Here is a 7851-nt window from a genome sequence, read left to right as displayed (position 1 = left end):
ACTCGGACAGCGCGCGGTCCATGCGCATCACACGGGCGCCGTTGAAGGCGGTGCGGTGCGGCGTCACGGCCACGCCTGCGCGCTTGCCGGCGCGGTCGGCCCGGTCGCGGCGGCCGGCCTCGTCGGCTGCATCGCTGGCGCGGTACTGGACGATGAACTGGTCGGTCAGTGGCGTGGCCGCCGGGGTGGAGGGCGTCGCCGGCCCGCCCGCTTGCGCCCCAGGCACACACACCACAGCGGCCGCGGCGGCCACCACCATCAGGCGCAAGCCCGAGCTGAATTGAATCGACATGAAGAGATCCCTGAACGCGATGGACAACGGCGCTGCGCCGCGGGCGGCCTGGACATGGAGCGTCGATGTTGCAGTCGACGTCGATGCGGCCGCAGATTCTTGCTCCATGTGGAATATTTCGCGAATCTGATCGATGTAACAAATCGGACCATGCGTTACCGATCGACCGGACCGCGCCCATGGCGCCCACGCTCAGACCGGTGGCTTGCCCGCTTGTGCAGCCCGGGCGGCAAAGGCGGCCCGCTGCGCTGCGATCCGGTCGCGCGGGTTCTCCTTGACGACCCGTTCGTCCAGCTTCATTTCGGCGATGAAGCGGCTCGGGAAGGCGCGCTTGATCTCGCGTCCGCGCTTCTGCCGCAGCAGCGTGCTGACCAGCAGCGTGCGCCGGGCGCGGGTGATGCCGACGTACATCAGGCGGCGCTCCTCCTCCAGGCGCTCGGCGGTCATGTCCTCCTCGTCGCGCTTGAAGGGCAACGTGCCCTCGTTGACCCCGACCAGCACGACGTGCGGCCACTCCAGCCCCTTGCTGGCGTGCAGGGTGGACAGGGTGACGAGGTTCTGGTCCTGGTCACCGCGCTCGGCCAGGCTCAGGATCACGCTGATCGACTGCGCCACCTCCAGCACGCTCTTCTTCTGCGTCTCCACGGTCATGCCACCGTCGTTGTCGATCTCGCCGCCGCAGCGCTTGGCCACCCAGTCGATGAAGTCGATCACGTTCGACCAGCGGGCCGCAGCGACCTTGGGGTTCTCCTCGTTGTCGAGCAGATGCTGCTCGTAGCCGAGGTCGGTGAGCCACTCCATCAGCATCGGCCGGGCCGCTTCGGCGCCGACGGTCTGGCGGGCGCGGTATTCGAGGTCGTTCACATACCGGCCGAACTCGTGCAGCGAGCCGATCGCCTTGCCGCTCAGCGCTGTGCCGAGCGACTCCTGGAACAGCGCCTCGAACAGGCTCACGCGCCATTTGCCGGCGAAGTCGCTCAACGCGGCCAGCGTCGTGTGGCCGATGCCGCGCTTGGGCGTGGTCACGGCGCGCAGGAAGGCCGGGTCGTCGTCCTGGTTCACCAGCAGCCGCAGCCAGCCGCACAGGTCCTTGATCTCGGCGCGGTCGAAGAAGCTCTGCCCACCCGACACCTTGTACGGAATCTGGGCCTTGCGCAGCGCCTCTTCGAGCTTGCGGCTCTGGTGGTTGGCGCGGTAGAGGATCGCGAAATCCTTCCACTCGGTGATGCCGGTGTACTCGCCCGTGGTGTTGGCGCGGATCGCCATGATCCGGGTCACGGCGCGTTCGGCCTCGTGCTCTTCCTGGTCCGACTCGACCACCTTGACCGGCTCGCCCTCGCCCAGGTCGCTCCAGAGCTTCTTCTGGAAGATCTTGGGGTTGAGCGCGATGACGTTGTTCGCCGCGGTCAGGATGGCGCTGGTGGAGCGGTAGTTCTGCTCCAGCGGGATGACCTTGAGGTTCGGATAGTCCAGCGGCAGGCGCTTCAGGTTCTCGATGGTCGCGCCGCGCCAGCCGTAGATGCTCTGGTCGTCGTCGCCCACGGCGGTGAAGAGGCCGTCCTGGCCGACCAGCGCCTTGAGCAGGTCATATTGGGTGGCGTTGGTGTCCTGGTATTCATCGACGAGGACGTGGCGCAGCTTGCGCTGCCACTTCAGGCGGGTCTCCTCGTCGGTCTGCAGCAGCTTGAGCGGCAGGCTGATCAGGTCGTCGAAATCCACCGCCGAATACGCCGCGAGCCGCTCCTCGTAGAGTTTCATCACGCGGGCGGCGATGCGTTCGTCATCGTCCTTCGCGGCGGCCTCGGCCTGTTCATGGGTGAGGCCGTTGTTCTTCCACAGGCTGATGGTCCACTGCCAGCTCCGGGCGAGCTTGGCGTCGGTGGTGGCGCCCGCGTCGCGCAGCACGCCGAGCACGTCGTCCGCATCCAGGATCGAGAACTTCGGCTTCAGCCCGAGCCGCTCGCCGTCCTCGCGCAGCAGCCGCACGCCGAGGCTGTGGAACGTGGCGATCAGCAGATCCTTCGACGCCCGCGCGCCCACCAGCGCCCGCGCCCGCTCGCGCATTTCCTGCGCCGCCTTGTTGGTGAAGGTGATGGCGCCGATCTGCGACGGCGCGATGCCCTCCTGCAGCAGCCGCGCGATCTTGTGCGTGATCACCCGCGTCTTGCCCGAGCCCGCGCCCGCCAGCACGAGGCAGGGGCTGTGCAGGTGGTAGACGGCTTCGAGCTGGGCGGGGTTGAGGGTGGACGGGGCTTCGGCCATGGGGGACGCGCGGGGTGCGCGGAATGGAGCAAGCGGGGGCGGATGATAGCGAGGCGAGCCCCCTGCCGGACAAGGCCCCGCAGGCAGAATCCAGCCGATGCACGATCCTGCCACCCCTCCGGCGCCCCCCGCCCAGCCCCGCAACCCGCTCCACGGCCTGACCCTGGAGCACATCGTCACCACGCTGGCCGCGCACTACGGCTGGGACGGGCTGAACGAGCGCGTGCCGGCGCGCTGCTTCGCCAGCAACCCGAGCGTCAAGTCGAGCCTGAAATTCCTGCGGCAGACACCTTGGGCACGGGAAAAGATCGAGGGCCTGTACCTCTGCATGCAACGGGAAGTGCGTCGGCAGCGGCGTTGAGACCGTTCAGAACGTGTAGCCCGTCTGGACCTCGACGTTCTCCAGCGCCTCCAGCAGCCGCGACAGCGGCCGCAGCACCGAGTAGCGCGACGCCACGTGGTGGGCATAGCGCCAGACGAGCGGGAGATCCTTCAGGTACCCGTCCTTGCCGTCGCGGTGGTAAAGGCGCGAGAAGATGCCGAGCACCTTCAGGTGGCGCTGCAGGCCCATCCACTCGAAGTCGCGCCAGAAGGTACCGAAGTCGTCGGCGACGGGCAAGCCGGCCTTGCGGGCACGCTCCCAGTAGCGCACGGCCCAGTCGATCTGGATCGACTCGTCCCACTCGATGTAGGCGTCGCGCAGCAGCGAGACGGCGTCATACGTCACCGGTCCCCACACGGCGTCCTGGAAATCGAGCACGCCCGGTGCGGCCGGATCGGCGCCGACCATCAGGTTGCGGCTGTGGAAATCGCGGTGCACCAGCACGCGGGGCTGCGCCTCGCAGACGCGGGTGATGGTCTGCAGCGCTTCTTCGAGCACCTCGCGCTGGGTGTCGTCGAGGGTGAACTGGCGGTGGCGGCCGATGTACCACTCGGGGAAGAGGTCCAGTTCCCGGCGCAGCAGCGCGGCGTCGTAGGCCGGCACCTGGCCTTCGGCGGGAATCCGCTGCAGCCGCACCAGCGCGTCGAGCGCGCCACGGTAGTGCGCATCGGCCACCTTCAGGCCGGCGCTGGTGCTGAAGTCCTGCGCCTGCAGCTCGGCCAGCAGCGTGCGCTCGCCGAGGTCGGACAACAGCAGGAAGCCCTGCGACTCGTCCCAGGCCAGCACCTCGGGCGCATGCAGCCCACCCTGGCGCAGCAGGCCGGCGACCTGCACGAAGGGATGGCTGTCCTCCCGGTCCGGCGGTGCATCCATGAGGATGCGCGGCGCTTCGCCGCGGGCGCTGTCGATGCGGAAGTAGCGGCGGAAGCTCGCGTCGGCGCTGGCCGGACGCAGGCTGTCGGCGCGCAGCCCGTGGGCCTCGGCCTGCGCGGCCAGCCAGGTGTCGAACGCGGCACGGCGCTGGTCGTCGGGCCAGGGGATGGAGGTCGGAGCGTCAGCAGGGGTCACGGGGGCCATCTCGGAGCATGAAATAATCGATCGATTCTAGCGAGCCGCCCCCGGGCGACCGAACCGCCTTCCGTGCCGAACACCCCTGTCCTTGCCGACACCCGCTCCCCAACCGCCCGACGCGGCCTGCGCCGGACAGCGCGGCGTGTGCTGGCGCTGGTCACGGCGCTGACACCGCTGGTCGCGGCGGCCCAGTCCTGCCGCATCAGCGCGCCGGAATGGGCTACCCAGGGCCTGAGCCTGCCGCTGATCGACGCCACGGCAGACGATGACCGCGTCCACCTCGAAGCCGACCACCTCAGCGGCCAGACCGGCGAGACGCTGATCGCCGACGGCCGCGCCCGGCTGCAGCGCGGCCTGCTGAGCCTGCAGGCAGAGCACATGGCCTACCACCAGCGCGAGGACCGGGTGCAGGCCACCGGCCAGGTGCTGCTGGCCCGCGGTGACGACCGCTACCAGGGCAGCGAGCTGTCACTGAACACCGAGCACCAGGATGGCTACTTCCTGGAGCCCCGCTTCTACCTCGGCCGCACCCAGGCCGGCGGACGCGCCGAGCGGGTCGACTTCATCGGCAAGAACCGCCTGGTGGTGCGCGGCGCGGCCTACAGCAGCTGCGAACTGGTGGATGGGGAAACCCCCCCGTGGGTGCTGACCACCCGCCGTGTCCGGCTCGACTTCGACGCCAACGAAGGCGTGGCCGAAGGCGCGGTGCTGCGCTTCTACGGGGTGCCGATCCTGGCGGCGCCGGTGCTGAGCTTTCCGGTGACCGACGCGCGCAAGTCGGGCTGGCTGCCGCCGCTGATCACCACGTCGAGCAACACCGGCTTCGGGCTGTCGGTGCCCTACTACTGGAACATCGCGCCGGACCTGGATGCCACCCTGACGCCGACGGTGCTGTCCAAGCGCGGCGCGGGACTGGAATCCGAATTCCGCTACCTGCGCCCGGACTGGCACGGTGAACTCAACGGCTTCTGGCTGCCGCGCGACCTGACCGCCGGACGCGACCGCTGGGCCGCACGCTGGGCCCAGCAGGGCGACCTGCCCGATGACGTGCGCTACGACTGGCACCTGCTGCGGGTGTCCGACGACAACTACTGGAAGGACGGCCTGCGCGGCGCCGAATCGCTCACCCCGCGCCTGCTGACCAACACGGCGCAGGCCCAGCAGCGGCGTCTGCTGCAGGTGGACGGCCTGGGCGAAGTCGAACAGCACCTCTATGCGCGCCTGCAGCAGTGGCAGGTGCTGCAGGACACCGATCCGAACACGCAGATCGCCCCGCCCTACCAGCGCACGCCGCAGCTCGGTGCGCTGTGGAGCAACCGCGGCGGGCTGCTGCAGTGGTCGCTGCAGACCGAGTTCAACCGCTTCACCAACGTCGACCCCACCCGCATCGCCGGCAGCCGGCTGCATGCGCTGGGCCAGGTGGCGCTGCCGCTGGGTGACGAAGGCTGGCGGCTGACGCCCCGCGCCAGCTTCAACGCCGCAGGTTACGAGGTCGACCGCCCCCTGAGCGACGGCAGCACACGCGCCGGCCGGGTGATTCCGAGCTTCAGCGTCGACAGCGCCTGGTCGCTCGACCGCGAGACCCGCGCCTTCGGCCGCGACCTGACGCAGACGCTGGAGCCGCGGCTCCTCTATGCCTACACGCCCTGGCGCGACCAGTCGGCGCTGCCCAACTTCGACAGCGCCGCGCTGGACTTCAACGCCACCACGGTGTTCTCGGAGAACGTCTTCTCCGGCATCGACCGCGTCTCCGACGCCCACCAGATCACCGGCGGCCTGACCACCCGCTACCTCGACCGCCGCAGCGGCGCCGAGCTGGCACGCCTGGGCATCGCCCAGCGCTACCGCCTCAACGACCAGCGCATCACCGCCGACGGCGTACCGGCCACGAGCCGCTTCTCGGATGTGCTGGTGCAGGGGTCGGTCATGGCCATCCCGCACTGGACCCTGGACAGCTCCCTCCAGTTCAACACCGACTCCGACCGGGTCGAACGCACCATCACCAGCGTGCGCTATTCGCCCGGGCCGCTGCGCACCCTCTACGCCAGCCACCGCCTCAACCGCGGCGTCAGCGAACAGCTCGCGCTCGGCTGGCAATGGCCGCTCGACGGCCTGCTCGCGCCCGTGAACAGCCTGATCGCCCACGACGCCACCAGCGGCCCGGCCCGGCCGGCGCGCAGCCCTTCGTCCTGCGACGGTCGCCTCTACGGCGTCGGCGCACTCGACTACAGCCTCAAGGACCGGCGCATCAGCGGCGCCATCGTCGGCTTCGAATACGATGCGGGCTGCTGGGTCGGCCGCGTGGTCGCCCGGCGCCAGTCGACCAGCCTGCAGGCCTCTTCGACGCAGCTGATGCTGCAGCTGGAGCTGGTCGGCCTGTCCAGGCTCAATGCAGGCTCCAACCCGCTGGCGGTCTTGAAGGACAATATCCCCGGCTACCAGCTGTTGCGCGACCCCCAGGCCGCCGCCGCCCCTGCCGCCCACCCACCCGCCACCGGCGGCGACACCGACACCCCATGACCGAGCTGCAGACACTGCCCCCCGACGCGCGTGCCGCGCGCACCGCCTCGATGACACCCCGCCGCCGCCAGGCACTGGGCGTGGTGCTGCTGGCGGCCAGCCTGCTGTGCGCGCCGCTGGACGGCTTCGCCCAGGCCGCACGGCGCAGCGGCGACTACATCGTCGCGGTGGTCAACCAGGAGCTGGTCACCAACAGCGAAGTGCTGCAGCGCCTGCAGCGCACCGAGCAGGAAGCCACCCGCAGCAACACCCGGCTGCCGGACCGCGACGCCCTGATGCGCGAACTGCTCGACCAGCTGATCGACGAACGCGCCCAGCTCAGTGCGGCGCGCGACGGTGGCGTGCGGGTGGAGGAGAGCGACATCGACCGGGCCGTCACCAACATCGCGGCACAGAACCAGGTCACCGTGCCGCAGCTGCGCGAGCGCCTGCGCACCGAAGGCATGGAGTTCGCCCGCTTCCGCAACAACCTGCGCGACCAGATCCTGCTGGAGCGGATCCGTGAACGCGAGGTGCAGGGCCGCATCCGCATCAACGACGCGGACATCGAAGCGTGGCTGACAGAGCAGCGTGAGAAGAACGGCGCAGCCACCGAATACAACATCGCGCAGATCCTGCTGTCGGTGCCGGAAAATGCTCCGCCGGCCGTCGTCACGCAACGCCGCCAGCAGGGCGTGGCGCTGCTGCAGCGCCTGCGCTCGGGCGAAGACTTCGCGACGCTGGTGCGCGAGGCCTCCGACGCAGGCAAGGAACGCGGCGGCGAGATGGGGATGCGCCGTGCCGACAAGCTGCCGGATTTGTTCGTCGAGGCCGTCAGCCCGCTGCGGGCGGGCGAGGTGGCGCCGCAGGTGTTGCGCTCGGGCGCGGGCTTCCATGTGATCAAGCTGGTCGAGCGCCGCGAAGCCGCGCTGACCGTGACGCAGCAGCACGCGCGCCACATCCTGCTGCGTCCCGGCCCGAAACTCACCCAGGAGGCGGCGGTCCGCCGTCTGGTCGGCTACAAGCGCCAGATCGAGGCGGGCACGGCGAAATTCGAGGACATCGCCCGCCAGCAATCGGAAGATGGCAGCGCGGCCAATGGCGGCGACCTCGGCTGGGCGTCGCCGGGCCAGTTCGTGCCGGAGTTCGAGCAGGCGATGTCGGCCCTGCGCCCCGGCTCGATCGCCGACCCGATCGTCTCGCGCTTCGGCGTGCACCTGATCCAGCTGCTGGAGCGCCGTGACCAGCGCCTGGAACCGCGCGAACAGCGCGAAATGGCCCGCAACGCCCTGCGCGAACAGAAATCCGAAGACGCCTACGCCGACTGGGCCCGCGAGGTGCGCGC

6 protein-coding genes are annotated in these 7851 nt (G+C 69.8%); 3 read left to right on the top strand and 3 right to left on the bottom strand.

Features of this window, described 5'->3' with window-relative positions:
- Positions 1-400: hypothetical protein (locus AB3X43_RS11340; RefSeq protein WP_369429952.1), on the bottom strand; the 400-nt coding region annotated here is incomplete at its 3' end.
- Between the two features lie 84 nt (positions 401-484).
- A complete protein-coding gene (locus AB3X43_RS11335) occupies positions 485-2554 on the bottom strand; it encodes an ATP-dependent helicase (RefSeq protein WP_369429951.1) in 2070 nt (689 codons plus the stop codon).
- Between the two features lie 97 nt (positions 2555-2651).
- Here AB3X43_RS11335 and AB3X43_RS11330 point away from each other — a divergent pair, with 97 nt between their 5' ends.
- Complete coding sequence (locus AB3X43_RS11330) at positions 2652-2915, top strand: VF530 family protein (RefSeq protein ID WP_369429950.1); 264 nt, start codon at positions 2652-2654, stop codon at positions 2913-2915.
- 6 nt (positions 2916-2921) lie between these two features.
- On the opposite strand, the gene AB3X43_RS11325 is transcribed toward AB3X43_RS11330, so the two are convergent.
- Positions 2922-4013, bottom strand: a complete 1092-nt coding sequence (locus AB3X43_RS11325) for an aminoglycoside phosphotransferase family protein (RefSeq protein WP_369429949.1) — start codon at positions 4011-4013, stop codon at positions 2922-2924.
- Between the two features lie 63 nt (positions 4014-4076).
- On the opposite strand from AB3X43_RS11325, the gene AB3X43_RS11320 reads away from it, so the two are divergent.
- Together AB3X43_RS11320 and AB3X43_RS11315 are read left to right on the top strand one after the other, a co-directional pair.
- Complete coding sequence (locus tag AB3X43_RS11320; protein ID WP_369429948.1) at positions 4077-6527, top strand: LPS-assembly protein LptD; 2451 nt, start codon at positions 4077-4079, stop codon at positions 6525-6527.
- On the top strand, positions 6524-7851 hold a 1328-nt coding region (locus tag AB3X43_RS11315), incomplete at its 3' end, for a peptidylprolyl isomerase (protein ID WP_369429947.1). The genes AB3X43_RS11320 and AB3X43_RS11315, both read left to right, overlap by 4 nt.

The organism is Sphaerotilus sp., assembly GCF_041083715.1.
Lineage (GTDB): Bacteria > Pseudomonadota > Gammaproteobacteria > Burkholderiales > Burkholderiaceae_C > Sphaerotilus.
Note: the sequence above shows the minus strand (reverse complement) of the source record. Positions and strands in the feature narration are given on the sequence as shown.

Excerpts from the sequence above, each read along its gene's own strand:
- AB3X43_RS11325 (WP_369429949.1), bottom strand. The coding sequence starts at position 4,013 with ATGGCCCCCGTGACCCCTGCTGACGCTCCGACCTCCATCCCCTGGCCC.
- AB3X43_RS11335 (WP_369429951.1), bottom strand. The coding sequence starts at position 2,554 with ATGGCCGAAGCCCCGTCCACCCTCAACCCCGCCCAGCTCGAAGCCGTC.
- AB3X43_RS11330 (WP_369429950.1), top strand. The coding sequence starts at position 2,652 with ATGCACGATCCTGCCACCCCTCCGGCGCCCCCCGCCCAGCCCCGCAAC.